This window comes from Lactococcus sp. S64 (assembly GCF_016516525.1).
GTDB classification, from domain to species: domain Bacteria; phylum Bacillota; class Bacilli; order Lactobacillales; family Streptococcaceae; genus Lactococcus; species Lactococcus lactis.
Genome location: NZ_JACVUQ010000001.1, coordinates 413,772 through 434,120 on the forward strand (window position 1 = coordinate 413,772; position 20,349 = coordinate 434,120).

23 protein-coding genes are annotated in these 20,349 nt (G+C 31.9%); 7 read left to right on the forward strand and 16 right to left on the reverse strand.

Going from position 1 to position 20,349, the window contains the following annotated elements:
• The first annotated feature begins 95 nt into the window (after positions 1–95).
• On the forward strand, positions 96–887 hold the full coding sequence (locus tag IAE51_RS01905) for a class I SAM-dependent methyltransferase (RefSeq protein WP_129880853.1): 792 nt from the start codon (positions 96–98) through the stop codon (positions 885–887).
• Here IAE51_RS01905 and IAE51_RS01910 read toward each other — a convergent pair.
• Positions 882–1,637, reverse strand: coding sequence for a hypothetical protein (locus IAE51_RS01910; RefSeq protein WP_129880852.1), 756 nt, complete (start codon positions 1,635–1,637; stop codon positions 882–884). The two genes, IAE51_RS01905 and IAE51_RS01910, sit on opposite strands and share 6 nt — an antisense overlap.
• Positions 1,638–1,788: 151 nt before the next feature.
• On the opposite strand from IAE51_RS01910, the gene IAE51_RS01915 reads away from it, so the two are divergent.
• Together IAE51_RS01915 and IAE51_RS01920 are read left to right on the forward strand one after the other, a co-directional pair.
• A complete protein-coding gene (locus IAE51_RS01915; protein WP_200094606.1) occupies positions 1,789–2,679 on the forward strand; it encodes a tyrosine-type recombinase/integrase in 891 nt (296 codons plus the stop codon).
• A gap of 125 nt (positions 2,680–2,804) precedes the next feature.
• A complete protein-coding gene (locus IAE51_RS01920) occupies positions 2,805–3,908 on the forward strand; it encodes an SLC13 family permease (RefSeq protein ID WP_129880855.1) in 1,104 nt (367 codons plus the stop codon).
• Positions 3,909–3,953: 45 nt separating this feature from the next.
• Here the strand turns inward: IAE51_RS01920 and IAE51_RS01925 are convergent, their stop codons facing one another.
• The 5 genes from IAE51_RS01925 to IAE51_RS01945 all read right to left on the reverse strand — a co-directional run bounded on the left by IAE51_RS01925 (position 3,954) and on the right by IAE51_RS01945 (position 7,713).
• On the reverse strand, positions 3,954–4,550 hold the full coding sequence (locus IAE51_RS01925) for a histidine phosphatase family protein (protein WP_129880856.1): 597 nt from the start codon (positions 4,548–4,550) through the stop codon (positions 3,954–3,956).
• A 200-nt stretch (positions 4,551–4,750) separates the two neighbouring features.
• Entirely contained in the window at positions 4,751–5,554 is an 804-nt protein-coding gene (locus IAE51_RS01930; RefSeq protein ID WP_058204650.1) for an HAD family hydrolase, read from the reverse strand.
• Positions 5,555–5,823: 269 nt separating this feature from the next.
• Entirely contained in the window at positions 5,824–6,630 is an 807-nt protein-coding gene (locus tag IAE51_RS01935) for a Cof-type HAD-IIB family hydrolase (RefSeq protein WP_200094607.1), read from the reverse strand.
• Positions 6,631–6,668: 38 nt separating this feature from the next.
• Positions 6,669–7,295, reverse strand: a complete 627-nt coding sequence (locus IAE51_RS01940) for a sugar O-acetyltransferase (protein WP_129880858.1) — start codon at positions 7,293–7,295, stop codon at positions 6,669–6,671.
• Positions 7,285–7,713 (reverse strand): VOC family protein, encoded by a 429-nt coding sequence (locus tag IAE51_RS01945; RefSeq protein WP_129880859.1) that lies wholly within the window; start codon positions 7,711–7,713, stop codon positions 7,285–7,287. Before IAE51_RS01945 ends, IAE51_RS01940 begins: the two co-directional genes overlap by 11 nt.
• Before the next feature lie 233 nt (positions 7,714–7,946).
• Here IAE51_RS01945 and IAE51_RS01950 point away from each other — a divergent pair, with 233 nt between their 5' ends.
• A complete protein-coding gene (locus IAE51_RS01950) occupies positions 7,947–8,915 on the forward strand; it encodes an ROK family protein (RefSeq protein ID WP_129880860.1) in 969 nt (322 codons plus the stop codon).
• A 79-nt stretch (positions 8,916–8,994) separates the two neighbouring features.
• Here the strand turns inward: IAE51_RS01950 and IAE51_RS01955 are convergent, their stop codons facing one another.
• Positions 8,995–10,641, reverse strand: coding sequence for an alpha-keto acid decarboxylase family protein (locus IAE51_RS01955; protein ID WP_129880861.1), 1,647 nt, complete (start codon positions 10,639–10,641; stop codon positions 8,995–8,997).
• A 134-nt stretch (positions 10,642–10,775) separates the two neighbouring features.
• On the opposite strand from IAE51_RS01955, the gene IAE51_RS01960 reads away from it, so the two are divergent.
• Both IAE51_RS01960 and IAE51_RS01965 read left to right on the forward strand, forming a co-directional pair.
• Positions 10,776–11,246, forward strand: coding sequence for a MarR family winged helix-turn-helix transcriptional regulator (locus IAE51_RS01960; RefSeq protein WP_003130267.1), 471 nt, complete (start codon positions 10,776–10,778; stop codon positions 11,244–11,246).
• Between the two features lie 50 nt (positions 11,247–11,296).
• Positions 11,297–12,118 carry a LysR family transcriptional regulator gene (locus IAE51_RS01965; protein ID WP_098397062.1) on the forward strand — a complete coding sequence of 274 codons (822 nt, stop codon included), beginning with the start codon at positions 11,297–11,299 and terminating at the stop codon, positions 12,116–12,118.
• A 40-nt stretch (positions 12,119–12,158) separates the two neighbouring features.
• Here IAE51_RS01965 and IAE51_RS01970 read toward each other — a convergent pair whose 3' ends face one another.
• The gene (locus IAE51_RS01970; protein ID WP_200094608.1) at positions 12,159–12,932 is read right to left on the reverse strand and encodes an alpha/beta hydrolase; all 774 of its coding nucleotides are present in this window, start codon (positions 12,930–12,932) and stop codon (positions 12,159–12,161) included.
• A gap of 106 nt (positions 12,933–13,038) precedes the next feature.
• Entirely contained in the window at positions 13,039–13,236 is a 198-nt protein-coding gene (locus IAE51_RS01975) for a hypothetical protein (protein WP_129880863.1), read from the reverse strand.
• Between the two features lie 203 nt (positions 13,237–13,439).
• On the opposite strand from IAE51_RS01975, the gene IAE51_RS01980 reads away from it, so the two are divergent.
• A complete protein-coding gene (locus tag IAE51_RS01980; RefSeq protein ID WP_129880864.1) occupies positions 13,440–13,976 on the forward strand; it encodes a ClbS/DfsB family four-helix bundle protein in 537 nt (178 codons plus the stop codon).
• A 55-nt stretch (positions 13,977–14,031) separates the two neighbouring features.
• Here the strand turns inward: IAE51_RS01980 and IAE51_RS01985 are convergent, their stop codons facing one another.
• The 7 genes from IAE51_RS01985 to IAE51_RS02015 form a co-directional block, all read right to left on the reverse strand.
• Positions 14,032–14,355 (reverse strand): arsenic metallochaperone ArsD family protein, encoded by a 324-nt coding sequence (locus tag IAE51_RS01985; protein WP_033898988.1) that lies wholly within the window; start codon positions 14,353–14,355, stop codon positions 14,032–14,034.
• Positions 14,356–14,413: 58 nt separating this feature from the next.
• Positions 14,414–14,785, reverse strand: coding sequence for an ArsC/Spx/MgsR family protein (locus tag IAE51_RS01990; RefSeq protein WP_017864571.1), 372 nt, complete (start codon positions 14,783–14,785; stop codon positions 14,414–14,416).
• Positions 14,786–14,966: 181 nt separating this feature from the next.
• On the reverse strand, positions 14,967–16,859 hold the full coding sequence (pabB, locus tag IAE51_RS01995) for an aminodeoxychorismate synthase component I (RefSeq protein WP_200094611.1): 1,893 nt from the start codon (positions 16,857–16,859) through the stop codon (positions 14,967–14,969).
• Between the two features lie 4 nt (positions 16,860–16,863).
• Positions 16,864–17,445: an aminodeoxychorismate/anthranilate synthase component II gene (locus IAE51_RS02000; protein ID WP_129880866.1), complete on the reverse strand. Its 582-nt coding sequence runs from the start codon at positions 17,443–17,445 to the stop codon at positions 16,864–16,866.
• 167 nt (positions 17,446–17,612) lie between these two features.
• Positions 17,613–18,554, reverse strand: a complete 942-nt coding sequence (locus tag IAE51_RS02005; RefSeq protein ID WP_032946886.1) for a metal ABC transporter substrate-binding protein — start codon at positions 18,552–18,554, stop codon at positions 17,613–17,615.
• The gene (locus tag IAE51_RS02010; RefSeq protein WP_129880867.1) at positions 18,547–19,392 is read right to left on the reverse strand and encodes a metal ABC transporter permease; all 846 of its coding nucleotides are present in this window, start codon (positions 19,390–19,392) and stop codon (positions 18,547–18,549) included. The genes IAE51_RS02005 and IAE51_RS02010 overlap by 8 nt, the downstream gene beginning before the upstream one ends.
• 7 nt (positions 19,393–19,399) lie before the next feature.
• Complete coding sequence (locus IAE51_RS02015; protein WP_033899005.1) at positions 19,400–20,113, reverse strand: metal ABC transporter ATP-binding protein; 714 nt, start codon at positions 20,111–20,113, stop codon at positions 19,400–19,402.
• Positions 20,114–20,349: the final 236 nt, after the last annotated feature.

Here is a 20,349-nt window from a genome sequence, read left to right on the forward strand (position 1 = left end):
AAAAACCATAAAAAATACCCATTTTTAAAGGAAAGTTGAAATAATAAATTACTCATAAAAACCTCCAAATAATATTCAATTATTTGGAGGTTTTTATGTCTAATCAGCGCAATAATTCTGGAGTACAGCTATCGGCATCAAACTGGCTCGAAGATCATCATAATGCAAAGAAAGAACTTCGATATCACTTTGCAAAAAAGATAGCCGAGTTCCAGCCCAAATCTATTGTTGATATCGGTTGCGGAACAGGTTTATGGCTCAGTGTTTTTAATGATATTTTACCCAAAGACTGTAAATTTATTGGTGTAGATCTTGATCCATCATCGCTAAATGAAGCAAGAAAGAGATCATCCAATTGGGAAAGAGAATGTGAATGGAAAGTCATTGATATCAATAAAGAACCAGAAGCAATTCCTGTTGCCGATTTAGCATTAATTTTTAATTTTTCTTCATACATAGAGGATTTAGAATTATTTTTTTCCAGCATTTCACAAGAGAGAGGTTTCAAAGGCATTGCCTTACGTCAATTTGCTGGTGATGAAATTAAGTTCGGACCGTTTAATCCGAATGAACATGAAGCTATAGCTTCATCTCTCAAAAACTCAATAGGAAGCTCAAATCAAATACGTTATTATGATATGGATAGATTGATTGAAGTAGCATTAAAAACTGGACGCACTCCTTTAATAAGAGATTTTGAATTATATAAATCCTTTTCTCCATTCACAGTTAACTCTTGGCCTTATATTAAGGGAACAGCTGAATGGACGGCTGATAGAATGCCCAAATATGAAAAAAATTTGATTCATAATTGGCTGACTAGAGCTGCTGAAAATGATAGCTCTTTATATTTTTTTAGTTTAGATTGGATAGCTTTATTATCATAATTTATCTGAATCAGGACCTGCATTTTTACGTAATAAATAAAATTGATTTTTGTAAAATTCAACAAGTTTATTTTCATTTGAAACCAATACTTCAGGTTCAATTCCGTTTAAACGAACATCCCAATTAAAAAGTACCTCTTCCTTTTTATTATTATTATATGTAATTATTAAAAAATTGGGATAAGGAACTTTTTGATTATTCAATATTGAATAATGGTATCCGCCACTATTTGATTTTTTATTGATTTTTGAGTTATTAATTTTGTCCCATATTCTGAAACGTTTGGTAGCAAAATCATCACCTATATCTTCCCAAATTAGTCCTTTAGAGATATACCGACTTATTATTTTTGGAGCCATATTTAACTCGTCAGAAGTATTAAAAAGCTCGTCTGCATCTTGATGATCATTAATTACATTAAAACTGGTATTTTTTATTGACTTAATAGTTTCTAATCGCTGTATTACATATTCATCAAAGACATGAGCAATTGAGCCATCTAGTTTTATTACAACTAAGTGATTTTTAACATCATTCGACATTTCACTTGAATGCTCTTCTGTATGATTTAAACTATCGTTTATTTTTAATGATTGTTCAATTAAAAGTATAAAAACAGCTAACAAAAATGATGGTAGTGTGAAATCTGATAAAAATGGTACAAATCCAAAAATTATTGAAAGAATGCCGAATATAACACTAATAGCAATAGACATTTGATAGAGTTTATTTTTTTGATTTTTGTTCATTATTATTCCCAATCTTTCTCATTTTTGCTTGACTACCATTACTCATAAAAACCTCCAAATAATTGAATATTATTGTATGATTATTTATTAGGGATTAATCATACTTCCAAAATACATTATAACAAAAATATTAAAAAGAGGTGCAAATTTATTGAAAAATCATATCAATTCATTTCTTGAAATGAAAAAGCTTGAAAATTTATCGATAGGGACTCTTAAAGCCTATCGGTCTGATCTTTTAAAATATTCCTACTACTGTAATGATAAAGGTCTCTCCTTGGAAAACGGAATTTGTCACTATCTTATCTATTTAGAACAAACAAACGATTATCGGCCAAATTCCAAGCTTCGTAAGTTAGTGACTTTAAAAATGTTTTATAGTTTTTTACATAAAGAAAATGTTTGTAAAATAAATCAAATACCAAATGTAAAAATTCGTAAAGAAAAACGACTGCCTAAAACACTTAATCATTCAGAAATTAAGAAAATTTTGCGAGTAGCCTCAAGCATACCAACCACCGAAAAAAAAATAAGAGATCAACTTCGGAATTTTGCGATTTTAAACTTATTAATTAGCCTAGGATTGAGAATTTGTGAAATTAGAAATTTAAATATTCAGGACTACAATCCTAAAGATGGAGAAATAATAATTTTTGGAAAAAATAATAAAGAACGAATTCTCTTTTTAACAAATACTGAGGATAGAGATATAATGAAAAATTATCTAAATTCAAGAAACAATTATTCCCCTTCTTCAAAAGAAGCTGCTCTTTTCTTAAATAAATATGGTAAACGATTTTCAATTTATGGGATTGAGAATATCTATTTTAAATATCGGGATGCGGCTAATATAAAAAGTGACTCTACTCCTCACCATCTAAGACACAGCTTTGCAACTGAACTTTTAAATAATGGCGCAGATATAAGAGATATTCAAGAACTATTAGGCCATTCAAGTATTACGACTACCGAAATTTATGTTGAAGTCTCATCTGCGAGAAAGAAAAAAGTTCTTTCAAAATTTGGAGTAAAAAAGTATTAACCATTTGTTATACTGACCTCAATAATATAGTGTCTCATTATGTTAAATTAATAGGTTCTATTAATAATTTGCATGCAGTTTTATGCTAAAATTAATTAAAAATAACTCCTTTGCGAGGAATCTCTATGGCATCTACTCTAAAACATATTTTTTCTGATAAAACTTTTTTATTTACTTTCGCTCTAGCGCTACTTTCTTTAATTTTTGGAACGGTCAGAGCTTCTGATATTGATCTGAAAACCATTTTGGCTCTTTTGAGCTTGATTATTCTTATTTCTATTTTTGAAATTCTTGGTATTTTAAAATATTTTGCGGCCTTTATTATTGATAAATGTCAAAACTTGAGACAAGTGGCTTTAGTGGTGCTGCTCTTGTCTTTCTTTGGTTCGATGTTTTTTACGAATGATGTGGCAATTTTAACTTTGGTGCCGATTGTTTTTAATATTGACCGAAAGGTGAAGTTACCTAAAATTGGCTTGATTAGTTTGATGACCATTTATGCCAACTTAGGTAGTGCGATTACACCTATTGGAAATCCTCAAAATTTGTATTTGGTTTCTTATTATCATTTAAAACTTTTAGACTTTTTCAAACTCTCCATACCTTTAGGACTGGTCAGCTTATTGACTTTATTTTTATGTGCCTTATTATTTTCAAAGAAAACTGTCAAACAGCTAAAAAACAAGGCATTTTCTATCAAAAAAAGAGACCTTTACTTGTTAGGATTCACGACCTTAATTGTACTTTTGGGCGTATTAGCTTTAATTCCTGTTTGGATTTCTTTAATTGTAAGCTTGGTCTGTGCTTATCTTATCGAGAAAAAAGTTTATCAAGAAGTGGATTATGGAATCATCTTAACTTTTATCAATTTCTTTATTATTGTTGGTGCACTTGGGCGTATTCCTTTGATTCATAATTGGCTTCACCAGCTGATGAATAATGACCTCTCTATTTTCTTTACCTCTATCTTATCTAGTCAGGTCATCAGCAATGTTCCTGCTGCGGTCTTATTATCAAAATTTACCGGGCAACTTTCTCCTTTATACTTGGGAGTGACAATCGGTGGTTTGGGAACACTGGTGGCTTCTTTGGCTAACTTGCTAGCCTTAAGGCAATATCAATTGAATGTTAAAGATCAATCTACCTTGAAATTTTTCGGCCTTTTTACGCTTTTAAATTTTCTTTATCTACTTGTTTTTATCGGAATTGGGATTTTATTTCTTCGATAATATTGATAAAAAAATCAAATCATTTTCTGATTTGATTTTTTATTATTAATAATGCGCCGTAGAGTTTAAGAGCTTTAATTTTGCTTTTTTATTTTCTACTTCTATAATGCTCAATGATGTCGAGCTAAGGTCCATCTTACCATAAAGTTCTTTGTTGTTTAATAAGAGAGAAATCAGCATTCTAATCGTTATGCGATGAGAAACGATTGCGATTTTGCCTGAGCGCTCCCTGAGTCCTTCTTCTTTGATAAAAACTTTTAGTCTGGCTTCTAGTTGAGCAAATGATTCACCATCTTTAGAGGGAAAGTAATTAAAGGGATGATTAAAGAAATTATTCCATTCTAGAGGGGCGAGTTTTTCAATTTCTTGATAAGTTTTTCCTTCCCACGCGCCCATAGCGATTTCACCTAGCAAATCTGATGAAGTTTTCTTTTCATCACCAAATATTAGTCGAGAAGTTTCCAGAGCTCTAGGACTTGTACTTGAGTAAATATGATTAAAATAGTGTTTATTCAGCTCTTTACCTAATGATACTGCTTGTTTAACTCCTTCAACTGTCAAGTCAGAATTGAGTGAACCTTGCATTTTCTTTTCGAGATTCCACTTTGTTTGTCCATGTCGTATTAAATAAATTTCTAGCATTTTTTCACCTCAAAAATTATTTTAGTAAAATAAATAGTTTTTTAAAAATACATTTTAATTAAGCAGATATAAGTAAAAGTTAAGAGTCTTGCTATCAAAAGTAATGTAGTAGATAATCTTTAATAATAAAACATAAAAAAGGACAATAGGTATTATTGTCCTTTGCATTTTAATCAGTTAACTTAGACCTATGTTTCCTTTCATTTTTGTAAAAGTAACAACTTTTCAATTGTTTGAAGAACGCCACTCTCTTCATTTGATTTTGTTATGAAATCAGCTTTTTCTTTTACGATGTCAAAGGCGTTATTAACGGCAAAGCTACAGCCAGCGGCTTCTAATAGTTCAATATCATTGAGTCCATCGCCAAAGGCAATTGTTTCTTCTTTTGTTACCCCAAGAATATGTTGTAGTGCTTGAACGGTGGTTCCTTTGTGGACATTATAGTTGGAAATATCAATCCATGCTGCTTCTGAGGCCACGATATAGGCTTGAGCTTCAAATTCGGACAGCTCTTTAACATTTTCAAATGCTCTCAGTTTTTGATCAAAAACGGTTATTTTTACAAAGTCTTCCTCAATATTTTGTAAATCTTCCTGCTTTTTGACAACAGCATATGACTTTCTTATTTTTTGAGCGTCCTCTTTAGAGACCGTTGACTTGATATAGGCAGCGGTTGGGGTACAAGCGATAATAATATGATCTGATGCAATATTTTCTAGTTTTTCAATAATTTGAAGGCCTAACTTGTTTGGTAATAAGGACTCATAAATATATTTACCTTCATGTTTAATTCGTGTTGCACTATCACCCAATATCCAGATATTTTTAGAAATATCCGTATCAAAGAGTTCTTCAACCCGCTCGCATTGTTTACCAGTACAGGGGGCAAAAATAACATTATTCTGATCCATCATTGTCTTTACCTTCTCGTAGTAAGACTGATCAAAACTACCGCTTTTGTTTAAGAAAGTACCATCTAAATCTGTAAGTACAAGTTTAATCATATTATTATCTTTCTTTTATTAGTATTTTTTTGTTCAAGAATCTGAGTTAAAAGCTAGCCACTTCATTTTAAGACAGTAAATCAAATTGAAGACAAGATTTATTGCTACTTAGATCATTATAATGTCCTTGTGCTTGGTGAGAGCTCTACAATAATGTTTCTATAGGAGGTCAAAATTATAGTTGTTCATTATAATATCAATTATTTACTCTTAAGTTTACTGCCTTAGAATGAAGTGGTTTTTACTTGTTCCTTCCACTTCATAAAGTTTTAGCCTACTTTATCAAATAAAGCATTGATAGTAGAAATTACTCCGTTCTCATCATTTGATGGTGCTTGATATTTTGCTACTTGATTCACTTGTTCACTTGCGTTAGCCATAGAATAACTATAGCCTGCGAGCTCTAACATTTCTAAATCATTATTGCTATCACCAAAAGCTAGAAATTGTTCGGGCTTAATTTCCCTTTGATTCAATAATTGCTTAAGTGTGTTCCCTTTGTTTACTTCGTTTGCAATCAAATCAACACTTCCGTGTCCACTATATACGGCTTTTAGTTGAGAATTATTCTTTTCATTCATTAAATCAATAAACGAAAAAGCATTTTTATCCTCTAATTGAAGGGCAATTTTTACCCATTCATCATCTGGAAGGTCTTGAAATGAATCGATTTCTTTGATTGCAAAATAGTATTTTGCTGCTTCCTTTTTCAAATCAGCGTTTTCGCTCTTGAGGATATAGGCAGATTTTACACCACAAAGAATAATTCCAACTTTGTAGGAAGTATTTTCTAAAAGAGTCAAAGTATCCTGAATAATTGGTTTGGCAATGATCTTTTTTATTAATAAATTTCCCTTTTCAAATACGAGTCCGCCATTTTCTGAGACAAATGTTATTTCTCGCCAAATTTCTGGGAAAAAAGAACTTATTTGAGCGTACTGATTTCCACTTGCTACCACAAATCTCACTTTTTTAACTTTTAATTTTTTAAAGAGCTCAAGGAATGCTTCTCTGTCGTAGTCATTATTTGAATTAAGAAAGGTCCCATCCATATCTACGGCGATTGCTTTAATCATACATTATCTCCAATTTAAAAAAATATATCGATTTATTTCTATCTTTCTTTTAATCTTGATTGATATTCTTCTTTTTTCTTGTTCCAATAGTGATTGTCTTCTTCATTGATTGCTCGGATAAGCTGAGCTGGATTTCCTCCGACAATTGTATTGGCTGCAACATCTTTCGTCACTACTGCGCCCGCAGCAATGATTGAGTTTTTACCAATGGTCACTCCTGGTAGAATAGTGGCACTCCCACCAATCCATACATTATCTTCAACAGTGATAGGCAACCCAAATTCAAGTTCTTCTATTCTAATTTGAGGATCTATTGGATGTCCTGCCGTATAAAAACTGACACGTGGACCCACCATAACATTATTGCCAATCTTTATTTTATTAACATCTAAGAAAATACAATCCATATTTGCATAGAAATTATTTCCAATTTCTACGTGTCTGCCATAATCCACCTGAAATGGGGGAGTTACATACAGATTGTCCCCTGTTTTCCCAAAAACTTGACGTTCTAAAGCAACGATTGTTTCTTTTTCTTCAATCGGAGTATTATTGATTTTTTGGATAATTTTCTTGCCGTGGATAGATTTGTTTTCTGGCAAAATATTCCCAGCAAGGTATAAGTTACCTAACAACATCTCTTGATAATCAAAATCAACTGCCAAAACCTCTTACCCACTCTCTATTTTTATGTTCTTCATCTAGTGTTGTCGTGAGTTCAATCAAATTCCCTTCAGGATCTTGAATAACTGCTTCATAATAGCCATCCCCCGTAGTACGAGGGCCGTTGAGTAATGGATAACCATCTTTTACAAATCTTTCAGCATATTCATCTACTGCTTGTTTATCACCTACTGCAATGGCGATGTGGGCATATCCTAAACTCTCAGCAATTCTATTTGATAAGAATTTTTTTGTTGTGACTTCCATTCGACTCCCTGAGTCAAAGGTTAAAAAGTAAGATTTGAAGCTTGTTTTTTGATTATGGTATAAATCACTTGAAGTGACATTAAAATATTTTTCATAAAAAGCTTTTATTTTTTCAATATCCTCAGCATAAATCGCTACGTGTTCGATGTACATTCTGTTTCTCCATTTTCTAGCTATCTTTATCCAATTGCTGGATAATCTTTTAAAAATAGTGGTATAATGATTCTAATGGCAATGATTGCTCCTTTTATTAAGAATAATAAGAGCAGGCCGATTTTTTTAAATAAACTTTATTAACAAACTTTAATAAGTTGATTTCATTATATCTTTTTTATCAAAATTAGTAAAGCGTTTTTATTTTGAAAAATGATCATATAAGGAGAATTATGAAAGCCTATAAACCTAAAAATATCAAAGAACACAATAAGGAACTGATTTCTGATTACATTAAAAATGCTCATTTACCACTTACGATTCGTCAAATATCAGATGGGACTCAACTCAGTGTTGTTACAATTAATAAACTCATTGTGGAACTGATTGAGAGTGATACCATTAAATCTCTTGATAAACATGCTAAAACTGGCGGTCGTTTCGCAACAGCCTATGAATTTAATGCTACTAAGGAGTTAATACTAATCCTTCAATTTATCGAAAATGATAAAAATTTAGTGGTCAATTATCATATTGTCGATCTTCTGGGAAATGTCATCGAACAAAAAAATTTAAAGACTAATAATTTAGAAGAACTTTTGCTTAATATTAATCATTTTAGAAGTGTTTTTCCTCAAATCGTTTTAATTACTTGTGGTATTACTGGAGTTGAGATTGATGGAGAATTACGTATTATGGATTTTTCACCGCTTAAAAATGTCAATCTCGCTAAAGAAATTAGAGATTCAACTCAGATTGAAACCATTATTGAAAATGATATTAACGCCGCTACTCTAGGTTATGCTTTAGAGGATAATGAAGTTTTATCAGGCGTTTATTTTCCAGAAAAATTTCCACCGGGTTCTTCTTTGATTATTAATCAAACTATTTTTAAAGGAAGCAATAATATTAGTGGGGAAATAAAATATCTTCCTACTTTTAGAAATGCTGAATTTCCATTGAGTCAAAAAGAGATTTATCTAAAAGTATTTGATTCGATTCAAACAATTATCGCAATGTATGCGCCACATCAATTAATCATCTTTATTCCTCAGGTTTGGGAGAAACTCTTAAATATAGACAAGATAAAGGATGAACTCAGAGAGATTTTTCCTAAAGGAACTCTTCCGCAAATGGAATTTTCTTCCAACTTCTCTAGTTTATATTTGGCAGGCTTAATTAAGTTGTCTTTGAGAAACTAAGGTTTTCTAAAGAAAGAGGGATTGATTTAGTCAACAAAAAAACATTAGGTATTTCCTAATGTTTTTTACTATTTATAAATTATGATTTATTTTGTTCAGCAAATAGTTTACCCATTTTTTTCAGTACTTTTGGTGCATCTTCTTTTGCCAAAACTAACTCAATCCAATACATTCTATTTGGATCTGCTTGAGCTTCTTTCATGACAGACACAAATTCATTTTCAGTTCTAACGATTTTTGAGACTACTCGATCTTCTGTTGCCCCAAATGATTCTGGTAATTTTGAGTAATTCCACATTGGAATATCATTGTAGCTTTGATTTGGTCCATGAATTTCTCTTTCGACTGTATAACCATCATTATTGATAATAAAGCAAATTGGATTAATTTTCTCTCTGATTGCTAATCCTAATTCTTGCACTGTAAGTTGAAGTGAACCATCACCAATAAATAAAAGGTGTCTGCTTTCTTTATCTGCAATTTGGCTTCCTAATGCTGCTGGGAATGTATATCCAATTGATCCCCATAAGGGTTGACCAATAAAATGACTCTTTGGTTTTAAGAAAATTGATGAAGCGCCAAAGAATGATGTCCCTTGTTCAGCAACGATTGTTTCATTACTTTGAGTAAAGTTTTCAACTGCTTGCCATAGGCGGTCTTGTGATAAAAGCGCATTTGATGGAACAAAGTTTTCTTGCTTTTTATCGATATATTTTCCTTTGTATTCTATTTCGCTTAGGTCTAAGAGAGAGGAGATGAGGGATTCAAAATCAAAATTTTGGATGCTTTCGTTAAATATTTTTCCTTCGTCTATGTTCAGTGAAATCATTTTATTTTCATTTAAATGATGAGTGAAGGCTCCTGTTGAAGAGTCTGTGAGTTTAACTCCAAGCATCAGGATGAAGTCGGCTGATTCCACGAATTCTTTAAGATTAGGCTCTGAGAGTTTACCATTATAGATTCCTAAAAATGAAGGGAGAGCTTCATCAACTGAACTTTTTCCAAAGTTTAATGTCGTAATAGGTAGTTTTGTCTTTGAAATAAATTGAGAGACTGTTTTTTCTAAGCCAAAACTAATTATTTCATGTCCTGTAATCACGATTGGTTTTTTGGCACTTTTCAAGCTTTCTTGAATTTTGTTCAAAATCTCTTGGTCACTTGTATTTGAAGTTGAGTTTTCTTTTTTCAAAGGGAGTGAGGGTTTCTCTGCTTTTGCAGCAGCAACATCAACTGGTAAGTTGATATAGACAGGTTTTCTTTCTTTTAATAGTGCAGAAAGTACTCGGTCAATTTCAACGGTTGCATTTTCTGCTGTCAGTAAAGTTCGAGCTGCTGTAACAGGTTCGTGCATTTTCATAAAGTGTTTAAAATCGCCGTCAGCCAGCGTATGATGGACAAATTTTCCTTCATTTTGAACTTTTGATGTAGGTGATCCCACTATTTCTACTACTGGTAAATTTTCGGCGTAACTTCCTGCTAATCCATTAACTGCACTCAATTCACCTACTCCAAAGGTTGTAAGAAATGCGGCAGCTTTTTTAGTACGAGCATAGCCATCAGCCATATATGAAGCATTTAATTCATTAGCATTTCCGACCCATTTCATATCCTTGCGGGAAATAATTTGATCTAAAAATTGTAAGTTATAGTCTCCAGGGACTCCAAAAATTTCTTCAATTCCTAACTCGTGTAATCGGTCTAATAGGTAATCTCCTACTGTATACATCGCATTCCTCCATATTTTATTATATATTGGTCAATCAGCTTGACATTTATAGAATAACGCTTTTCTTTAAATAAGTCAACGATATTGACTTATTTAAATTATCAAGTATAATAGACTAATAAAAGGAGTGAATTATGACTAAAGAAAACTCAGGAATAGACGATAACTTAAATTTTACTAGAGATTTGGCTTTATTTTACTTCGGATACCGTGCATTTATTAAACAAGAGGACGACCTAGTACTTTCTTACGGAATTCGTCAAGTACATCGGCGAATTATATTTTTCATTGGAAGACTTCCTGGCTTGACCGTTAATGAATTACTTGAAGTGCTTGATATTTCTAAACAAGCTTTGAACGGTCCTATGAATGATTTAAAAGAAAAAGAATTGGTTCATTTCAAGCCAAATGAAAATGACAAAAGAATCAAACAGCTTTATCTGACCGAACAAGGAAACATGTTAGATGAACGTATGAATGAAAATCAAATCAATAAAATGAAGCAATATTTTAGTGAATCTGGCGATAAAGAGGGCAGTTTTTGGACTAAGGTCATGGAATTATATGCCAATGAAATTGGTGAAAAATATGTCAATCGTTTATAAGGTCTTAATCAGACTACTATCAATTACAAGTGAAAGTTAAATAGATATCAATGAATACGCATCAACTTGAAATTTTTTATCATGTCGCAAAATTTCAGTCAATATCAAGGGCAGCAGAGGCACTTTATATCAGTCAGCCAGCTGTCAGTAGCCAAATCAAAAAACTTGAGTCTGCTTATGGTGTTCACCTAATCGAAAAAAATGGTCAGGGAATCCAGCTGACAGCTCTTGGAATTCAGCTTTATGAAATTATTCGCTCCTTTTTTGAGAACGCTATTGTTTCCGCAGAATCACTCTTAAAAAATTCTTCTGTTCTCCGGATTTCAGGAAATTTTTTAATGACAAATTTTGTGATTCCTCAAATTTTCGATCATGAAACTAATCAGGCTAACTTAATTATCAAAAGCACTTCTTCTTTTAATGCGCTGACAGAATTAAAAAATGGTTACTGTGATTTAGCATTGATTAGTGCTTCTAGTCAGCCCGTTCTGTCAGCAGATATTTCGGTCAAAAAAATTTTTGATGATGAAATTATTTCTGTCAGTAAAAATCCACTAGAAAGCGAAGTTACTTCTCTTATTGTCAGTAAAAGTAAAATTGATGTTTACAAAATATTGGAAAAAAATAATCCATTATTTTCACACTTACCTTATACTGCAGTTGAGTCGACTCAAGATGCCCTCTCAAATATTAATATTAATAAAAATAGTGCAACTTTCATTTCTGCTCGTTTTCTAAAATATTTTGAAAAAGATTATAACTATCACTATACTGGAGTTAAAAATGGTTTTTATGCCCTCTATAAATCAAACAATTTTCATACTGATGAAATTTTAAAGCTTATCGAAATGATAAAGTCTTCTACTAAATAAATTAAAAAACAATCAACTACTGAGTTGATTGTTTTTATCATTAGATATAACGTTTCAAAAAGTTTAAAAGATTAGGCCAAATGTCATCAATATAAGCCTCCCCATGTCTTGAACCGTTAAGTAGACAAGTTTCTACTGGAATTTGCTCTTGTCGCAATAGTTCTGCTAATTTTTGATGTTCATAAGTAGGAACAAGCTCATTCATTGAGTTGCAAAGCAAGCCCGGCCCACTCTTTTTAGTTACTTTAGAAAAAATAGAGGCCTTTTCTAAACTATCATCATTTATTGACGCCAGTAAGTTTTCGATAATCCACTTATAGTAAGAATCATTGGCTCCCGCTTGGTCAATCTTCTTACTGGGTAAGTCTGGGGCAATGATTAATTGTTTAGGAATCGTTTCCTTATGATTTTCATAAAACCCCTTTAAATCTAAAAGTCCTGACAGACTGATAAAGGGGCGACCTTTTGTCAGTCCCAAATAAGCAGCTAAATGTCCACCTGTTGAGCCACCAATAAAAGCGATGTTATCAGCCTTGAAATCTGGGATATTTTTAAGAAGCCAAGTGTAGGCAGCTTCAACATCCTCATCTTGGGTTGGAAAAAGATTTTTAGCTTGTGTGGCCAAACGATAATTCAGAGCTGCAACCTGATAACCTTCGGTAGCTAATCCTGTGGTAACTTCTTTTTCTTTGCCTTTGTCTCCTTGCCACCAACCGCCTCCATGAATCAATACTAAAGTTTTTCCGTTCCATTCTTTTGGTTGATAGAGGTCAAGCGCTTGTAATTCATCTTTACCATAATTAAAAGTTTTCATCTTATTTCCTCCTAACTAAATTGTATTTCTAATTCAACTATCACAAGACCTCCTCAAAGTTAGTTTGAGAAGGTCATTTTGTTTCTTAATTTCGTTTGTAAATAGATTATTTGTTTAATTTGAAGTACAAATCAGCAATATTACCTGTAAAATCATAAGGTTTTTCATCGATAAGAACTTCAACTACTTTTGCAGAATCATCAATTGCTGGAATTTCAAGGTTTTGTTGACGAATAAAGTCATTAACATCAATAAATTCTTTGTTCAATGTGCGACCATCCAAAGTTTTAAATGTAATTTTCATTTTATCACCTCTTTCTAATTGATTATAGTCCTAAAAAATGATGGAGTCAAATAATTACGAATATTTGGTTTGGAGAGAACATCCAACTAAATCTAAAAGAAAATTATCGATTAGCTCTTGTGAAAATCTTAATTTTGGATGTCATTTTGAAAAGGTATTCAAAAATGATAAAATGTACTTAATATATTCAAGGAGGGATTATAATGGCAAGAGCCCAATCCAAAGAGGAATTAATTACTTTTTCTGAAGAAAGTTGGCAGAAATTATGTTCACTAATCAATTCATTAAACGAAGAAACAAAAAATACCAATTTTACCTTTAAAGTTGAAGATAAAAAAGAAAAGCATTGGGCAAGAGATAAAAATCTAAGAGACGTCATGGTTCATCTCTATGAGTGGCATCAGTTATTAATCAACTTTGTCGAAAAAAATAAAAGAGGAGAGAAAACGCCCTTTCTGCCCTCTCCTTATAATTGGAAAAATTATGGTGAAATGAATGATAATTTTCAAATAAATGGGCAAAAAAAATCATTATCTGAGATAACACAACAACTTTATGAAAGCCATATGGAGCTAATCACCCTCATTGAAAATTTTTCAAACAAAGAATTGTTCACAAAAAAATATTTTGATTGGACAGGTTCAACTAGTCTGGGGCAATATTTTCAGTCTTCTATGTCATCGCACTACGAGTGGGCTTATAAAAAAATTAAATTACACAAAAAAACCTCAGAACTATGAGGTTTTTTATTTTTATTATTAGTTTCTTGAATTTAATCATTTCTGTCAGTAAATTTTACTGACAAGAACAGTCCTGACAGTCTTCTTCACATCCGAGATTTTGAAAACTTAAGCCCGTGATTTCTGTCAAATCTTCCACCGTTGGATAGTCACCAATCAATGTAATTTCTCCATCTACAAGGGTCAGAGGTAAAACATCCTTTTTTTCCAACATCTGTGTCACTTGAGGATAGTTTTGAAAAATTTCCGGCTGATTTTTTAAATTGTAACGTGCCATTTGCAAGTCTTCACCACATTTAAAAGTGGCAAAAACTTGGGTTAATGTCATCATTTCATTACTAAATTCGGGAATATCTTCCTCAAAAAGTTCAATTTTCATCTTAATGTCCTGTCTTTTGTCATTAAAATTATTATATCAAAAGAACAGGTCAAATTCACTAACGGAGACGCCAAGGAATAAAGGTCCGAATATCTTCGTTATTATAACCTATAAGTAAACGACGGTCATCAAAAGTAATTGGTGAACGCAATAATTGCTGATTTTTCAAAATAAATTGAATCATTTGCTCCGTCGAAATTTGGTCCATATCACAAGAACTTCTTAGTTCCGAATAAAGTTTGGGTGCTTTTGATTCCGAAACAATAATTTCTTCAAAACCTTTATTTGAAAGCTCTAAGACTCTGACAATATCTTCTTTACACAATGAAGTTTTGGAAATGACAACATAAGGAATATTTCGCTTTTTAAACCAACTGGTAACGCGCTCAGCTGACTGGTTTGAACTTGATTTTTGGTAGATTTTAATCATCTTCACGCTCCTCTCCTTTATAAAATCTATTGTAACTCATTTTTGCGATTAAAAATTCAGACTTGAGATGTATTTCTTAATTTTAATTTATTTTTGTCAGTAAATTTTTAGAATATTTTTACTGACAGATTCTGTCAGTAATTTTTGCCCCAAAAAAGCCCTTGGTCAGTAAAACCAAGGACTATATTAGGAAAGTTCCATCAATTTTTATTTCAACTAATCCTCTGACAGCATTTGTCATATAAAAACAATCATATGTTTTCAAATCAGAAAGGGCAATATCTTTATATATTAGCGTATGATTTTTCGCAAATAAATCTAAAAAAGTTCCTTTTAGAGCATATTTGGCTGGCGTTTCGTACTGATTACCCTTTTTTGCCACAAAATTTCCGATTGATAATTCACTGACCAAACCATCTGTATGAAATAGAATATCTTGAAACCCCTCTTTTTTCGCTTCTAAGACTTCCTGACGAAAGACCTTTTGAAAATCTGGACCTGAAAGCTTAAAGTTAGACAAAAGACTGGGTTTGTCATTAATTGACGACAGTTTAACACGATAGGCCTCATTTGAATGCGTCAGCTGACGAATCCCAGGGGTCAAAGAATCTCCGTCAGTACTGATACGTAAAACTCCGTCAGTAACATTTTGGGCAAATATTCTCAATTTTTCTTCCAAATCTGGATGATGGTATTGTTTTTTCAAGCGATTGACATGACCCTCTAAATTTAACAATTCACCATTTTTGACAAGACCTGTTGTAAATAAAATACTTGGAACATCTTTCACAGCTAATATATCTAAAAAGGGTTTTGCTTTTAGTAAAATCTCTGAAAACTCTGCTTCTGCTTCGCTCTCGAACGTAATTCCACCGCCTACACCAAGCTGATAATGCTCACCGTCATGAACTAATGTCCGAATCACGATGTTCATATCCAAATCCATTTCTCGACTTAACCAACCCTGCATCCCTGTATAAATTCCTCTAGGTTGTTTTTCAACTTCCTTAATAATCTCCATTGCCCGCTTCTTAGGTGTACCTGTGATTGAACCTCCCGGAAATAAAGCCGTCATAAATTCTGAAAAAGTCAAATCTTCTTTAATTCTACTTTTTATTGAAGTCACCAGTTGATGAACATGAGAAAAAGTTTCAATTTCTGCAAATTTAGGGACAGACAAAGAAAAAGGTTGACTAATTCGGGCAATATCATTACGCAATAAATCCGTCACCATCAGTAACTCAGACCGTTCTTTACTACTGTCGGAAAGTATTTTCTTTTGTAATCTATCAGCTACAACATTTTCTCCTCTGGCAATTGTTCCTTTAATGGGTTTTGAAATTAATGCTCCATTATGAATAGAAATAAAGCGTTCAACAGAACTTGAAATTTGCGTCATTTTCCATTCAGGATATTGTAAAAATGATGAGAAAGGAGCAGGAATTTGTTTCCTTGTTTTCTTAAAAACATCAATAGGTTTTTGATCGGACCAAATTTCAAATTGTTGCGTCAAATTGGCAACATAAATATCGCCGGCCTTCATATAGTCTTGTAATTTTTTTATTGAAGCAATATATTCTTGCCTCGTTTGGTCAATAAAAACAGCCCCTATGCCATTCTGACCATCGAACTCAATCTCTGAATCCACTTCAATTTCTTCCGATTCAGTCAGCCAATATTGGCCATCAGTTTGTTCAAATTGCACGACACGTAACAGTTTTGTTCTATGGTCAAAAAGTAAAACTTCATCATAAGCTGCAAAACAAGCCGGATCTTGCTCATAACTTACAAAACCCAATAATTCTGGATAAAAAGGCCAATTTTTAGGTCGTTCAACTCTCTCATCCTTCAGCAAATCTACCGCATCTAAAAAATTGAACTTCTTTTTTTCACCATTAAAAAACACTTGACCCTTATATTTTGAAACCTTTTTATAAGGTTTATGAGCTAAAATACTATAATGCTCATTTTCGGTCACCTGACTACTATGTAAAAAAACAATTTCTTCATCTGACCGATAATATTTTAGGAAAATTTTCCAAATATCCGTATTTTTTATTATAAATTCCTTCAAAAGACTACACCACTTTCAAAAAATTATTTAACATTTCATGACCATATTCAGTAACTAAACTTTCTGGGTGAAATTGTAAAGCCCACAATTTTAATTTTGGCTGATGAATGGCCTGGATAACACCATCCTCACTCTGCGCATCAATTTCAAAATCATCAGGTAGTTTATCGACAATCAACGAATGATAACGTGCAACTTTCAAATTTTGTGGAAGTCCTTTAAAAATTCCTTGACAATTATGACGAATGACAGAAATTTTTCCATGCATTGGCCTCTCACCAAGAACAACATTTCCCCCAAAACATTCAGCAATGACTTGCTGACCCAAGCAAATTCCTAACATAGGAATTTTTCCAGCGTATAGTTGAACTACATCCCTACTAAAAACGGCTTCTTTTGGTGTTTTTGGACCTGGAGAAATGATAATCGCATCATAATTTTCACAAATAAAATCCGGAGAAATTCTAATTTTCTGACTCATTTTCTCTTGGTCATTAACCACTGTTACACTACAATCTAATTCCTCGAAATACTGTGCAAGCAAATAAGTAAAAGAATCATAATTATCAATTAATAGCAATTTCATTTCAGCCTCCTTCTTTAATTATACTAAAATATTTATTAAGTTAAGTATTTTAATCAGTCTAATTTCAAATCTATAAAGCGAATATTTCCTCATAAATTAATTAATTCATATACTTTCAAAAAAGAACTTAAATAAGTTCTTTTTTGAAAGTATATGAATTTTAAAAACTATTTAGCAAGACCTTTATAAATTTGATCTAAATTCCATTTCATCATACTATAGTAGCTATCCCCATTTTCCCCTTTTTTCGCCACTGAATCTGTAAATATTGTTGAATAAATTGGAATTCCTGTATCCTTAGAAACAGTTTTCATTGGTCGATTATCAACACTACTTTCTACAAAAAGCGATTTGAGTTCAGTAGCTCTTAACTTTCTAACCAGATTTTTTATTTGATCTGGCGTGCCTTCTTCTTCTGTATTTATCTCCCAAATATAAGCAGAGGGAATATTATAAGCCTTAGAAAAATATTTAAAACAACCTTCGCTCGTTACAATCATCTTTTCATTTTCAGGTATTAAAGAAAATTTAGATTTTGCTTGCTGATCAAGATCAGATAATTTTTTAACATATTTATCTAAATTATGTTTATAAAAATCCTTATTAACTGGGTCTTTTTTAGATAACTGTTGTTCAATATTTTTTGCATAAATAATCCCATTCTCTAAATTGAGCCAAGCATGCGGGTCTTCTTTTCCTTCAGTGTTCTTTCCTTCAAGATAAATGACCTCAACTCCAGTGCTTACAGGAAAATAATCAATATTTTCTTTTTTATTTGCATTATTCACTAGTTTTCTAAACCATGCATTTCCACCTGTTTCCAAGTTTAAACCATTGTAAAAGATTAAATCTGCTTTAGAAGTTTTTTGAACATCTACAGGCAATGGTTCATATTCATGCGGGTCTTTGCCAACAGGAACTATACTATGCAAATTGATTTTATCATCAGCAATATTTTTTGTGATATCTGCCAAAATTGAATTAGTCACGACCACATTTATTTTTTTATCTGTGACTTGGTCTGTTTTTTTATTTGAGCAACCTACTAGAAAAACGATAGCAGCTAGTGCTATAAAAGTTATCAATATATTTTTATATTTTTCAATCATCAATTTTAACCTTCTTTTTTATAAAATTTTGTTTTGGTGAAACTAAAAAACTAATTGCAAAAATGATAGCTGAAGTAATGACAATGCTTGAACCGACAGCAATATTAAAGCTGTAACCTATAAATAAACCTAAAACGGAAGAAACTGCCCCTAGTGAAGAGGAGAGAATTATCATTTTCCTCAAGCTATTTGTATATAAATATGCTGTTGCTGCTGGCGTAATTAACATAGCAACAATTAAAATAGTTCCGACGCTTTGCATCGCAGTTACGGATACTAACGTCAATAAAACCATCAAAAGATAGTGATAAAAATTCACTTTCATTCCAATTGCTTTTGCCATCAATGGGTCAAATGATGTAATTAAAAGTTCCTTAAAAAAAAGAATGATTACTATTAAAACAATTCCTGAAACTCCTATTGTCAGCCATTTATCAATATCTTGTACAGCTAAAATATTTCCAAAAAGAATATGGAACAAATCTGTTGAACTATTGGCAACTCCGATTAATATAACACCTAAGGCTAGAAACGAACTAAATGTAATTCCAATTGCAGTATCTCCTTTGATAATACTATTATTTTTTATGAAAGTAATAATTATTGACGACAATAATCCAAAAATAATTGCCCCTACAAAGAAATTTATTCCTAAAATATAGGAAATAGCAACACCAGGAAGTACTGCATGAGAAATCGCATCACCCATTAAGGACATTCCTCTCAAAATGATGAAACAACCAACTGCTCCTGAAACTACGCCTATCACAACTGCTGTAACTAAAGCATTCTGTAAAAAATGGAATTCATATAAACCATTTATAAAATTCTGTATCATTTGATTCTTAATCTCCTATAAATATATTATCTCCATATGCCGCTTTTAAGTATTTTTGATTAAAACTATCTCTTACTGAACCATAAGAAATTAATTCTCTATTTAAAATAACAATGTCATCAAAATACTCTCTTACTTTACTTAGATCATGATGTACTATTAAAATAGTTTTCCCTTGACTTTTTAAATCTTGAAGAATATTCATAATAATCTTTTCACTTATTGAGTCTATCCCTACAAATGGTTCATCTAAAAAGATATAGTCTGCTTCTTGAACTAAACACCTTGCCAACAAAACTCTTTGAAATTGACCACCTGATAGTTCACCTATCTGCCTATTTTCATATTCTGATAAGTTAACTTTTTGTAAAGCGTTAGAAACCCTTGACCATTCTTTATTTCCAAGTTTTTGAAACAGCTTTAATCCCGTATAAGTACCAAGAGATACGCACTCCTTAACTTTAATTGGAAAAGTATGATCAATATCACTTTTTTGCTCTACATAAGCTATATTTTTCAGTTCCTTTTTACTTACCTTACCATTTATTAATATTTTTCCAGAATGTGGAACAATATTGAGAATAGCCTTGATTAAAGTAGATTTTCCTGCACCATTTGGTCCTATAATACCAGTGATTTTCCCAGGTTTAACTTCTAGTTGAATATCCTTCAGGACTTTATTTTCATTATAGAATACATCTAAATGTTTAGTACTTATCATCGTTCTCTCCTTATGCTAGTAAATAAAAACTTATAAATCTTTTCACAATTATAGCATATGCTAAATATTTAATCAATATAATTCGTCCAGGCTATTTATCTTTTAATATTAATTAATCTATTTGAAAACTCACAGTTTTCTTTCCATACTAAATTGCAGATTTCGTTCTCAAAAAGTTTAAGTCATAAGTTTGGATTCCTGCACTATTATCTGTTATACTTCAAGTAAGATTGTTT

What these genes read in the sequence shown, in the direction of transcription:
- IAE51_RS01905 (WP_129880853.1), top strand. Translation starts at nt 96, where the DNA reads ATGTCTAATCAGCGCAATAATTCTGGAGTACAGCTATCGGCATCAAAC.
- IAE51_RS01910 (WP_129880852.1), bottom strand. Translation starts at nt 1,637, where the DNA reads ATGAACAAAAATCAAAAAAATAAACTCTATCAAATGTCTATTGCTATT.
- IAE51_RS01920 (WP_129880855.1), top strand. Translation starts at nt 2,805, where the DNA reads ATGGCATCTACTCTAAAACATATTTTTTCTGATAAAACTTTTTTATTT.
- IAE51_RS01925 (WP_129880856.1), bottom strand. Translation starts at nt 4,550, where the DNA reads ATGCTAGAAATTTATTTAATACGACATGGACAAACAAAGTGGAATCTC.
- IAE51_RS01930 (WP_058204650.1), bottom strand. Translation starts at nt 5,554, where the DNA reads ATGATTAAACTTGTACTTACAGATTTAGATGGTACTTTCTTAAACAAA.
- IAE51_RS01935 (WP_200094607.1), bottom strand. Translation starts at nt 6,630, where the DNA reads ATGATTAAAGCAATCGCCGTAGATATGGATGGGACCTTTCTTAATTCA.
- IAE51_RS01945 (WP_129880859.1), bottom strand. Translation starts at nt 7,713, where the DNA reads ATGTACATCGAACACGTAGCGATTTATGCTGAGGATATTGAAAAAATA.
- IAE51_RS01950 (WP_129880860.1), top strand. Translation starts at nt 7,947, where the DNA reads ATGAAAGCCTATAAACCTAAAAATATCAAAGAACACAATAAGGAACTG.
- IAE51_RS01955 (WP_129880861.1), bottom strand. Translation starts at nt 10,641, where the DNA reads ATGTATACAGTAGGAGATTACCTATTAGACCGATTACACGAGTTAGGA.
- IAE51_RS01960 (WP_003130267.1), top strand. Translation starts at nt 10,776, where the DNA reads ATGACTAAAGAAAACTCAGGAATAGACGATAACTTAAATTTTACTAGA.
- IAE51_RS01965 (WP_098397062.1), top strand. Translation starts at nt 11,297, where the DNA reads ATGAATACGCATCAACTTGAAATTTTTTATCATGTCGCAAAATTTCAG.
- IAE51_RS01970 (WP_200094608.1), bottom strand. Translation starts at nt 12,932, where the DNA reads ATGAAAACTTTTAATTATGGTAAAGATGAATTACAAGCGCTTGACCTC.
- IAE51_RS01975 (WP_129880863.1), bottom strand. Translation starts at nt 13,236, where the DNA reads ATGAAAATTACATTTAAAACTTTGGATGGTCGCACATTGAACAAAGAA.
- IAE51_RS01980 (WP_129880864.1), top strand. Translation starts at nt 13,440, where the DNA reads ATGGCAAGAGCCCAATCCAAAGAGGAATTAATTACTTTTTCTGAAGAA.
- IAE51_RS01985 (WP_033898988.1), bottom strand. Translation starts at nt 14,355, where the DNA reads ATGAAAATTGAACTTTTTGAGGAAGATATTCCCGAATTTAGTAATGAA.
- IAE51_RS01990 (WP_017864571.1), bottom strand. Translation starts at nt 14,785, where the DNA reads ATGATTAAAATCTACCAAAAATCAAGTTCAAACCAGTCAGCTGAGCGC.
- IAE51_RS02000 (WP_129880866.1), bottom strand. Translation starts at nt 17,445, where the DNA reads ATGAAATTGCTATTAATTGATAATTATGATTCTTTTACTTATTTGCTT.
- IAE51_RS02005 (WP_032946886.1), bottom strand. Translation starts at nt 18,554, where the DNA reads ATGATTGAAAAATATAAAAATATATTGATAACTTTTATAGCACTAGCT.
- IAE51_RS02010 (WP_129880867.1), bottom strand. Translation starts at nt 19,392, where the DNA reads ATGATACAGAATTTTATAAATGGTTTATATGAATTCCATTTTTTACAG.
- IAE51_RS02015 (WP_033899005.1), bottom strand. Translation starts at nt 20,113, where the DNA reads ATGATAAGTACTAAACATTTAGATGTATTCTATAATGAAAATAAAGTC.